This is a genomic window from Proteus sp. STS61-E (genome assembly GCF_040932335.1).
GTDB lineage: Bacteria > Pseudomonadota > Gammaproteobacteria > Enterobacterales > Enterobacteriaceae > Proteus > Proteus mirabilis_B.
Genome location: NZ_JBFQGE010000022.1, coordinates 1 through 333, shown reverse-complemented (window position 1 = coordinate 333; position 333 = coordinate 1). Strand labels below are relative to the sequence as shown.

Sequence of the window (333 nt, the reverse complement as noted above, 5' to 3'; positions counted from 1 at the left end):
CGGGTTTTTCACCCGCATTATCGTTACTTATGTCAGCATTCGCACTTCTGATACCTCCAGCATACCTCACAGTACACCTTCGCAGGCTTACAGAACGCTCCCCTACCCAACGAACGTATCCTTAAATTCGCTTATCTGGCTTTCGCCTCGACTTTAATGGACGCATTGACGTCACTTCGTTCCGTCAATCGTTTTTCACTCAAACAAATTTAAGTGATACGTTCGCTGCCGCAGCTTCGGTGCATGGTTTAGCCCCGTTACATCTTCCGCGCGGGCCGACTCGACCAGTGAGCTATTACGCTTTCTTTAAATGATGGCTGCTTCTAAGCCAAC

Annotated in this window: 1 rRNA gene; it reads right to left on the bottom strand. The window is 48.6% G+C overall.

Annotated features, from left to right (window positions below):
* Nucleotides 1-333 (bottom strand): 23S ribosomal RNA (locus AB4J89_RS19015); the annotation flags it as partial.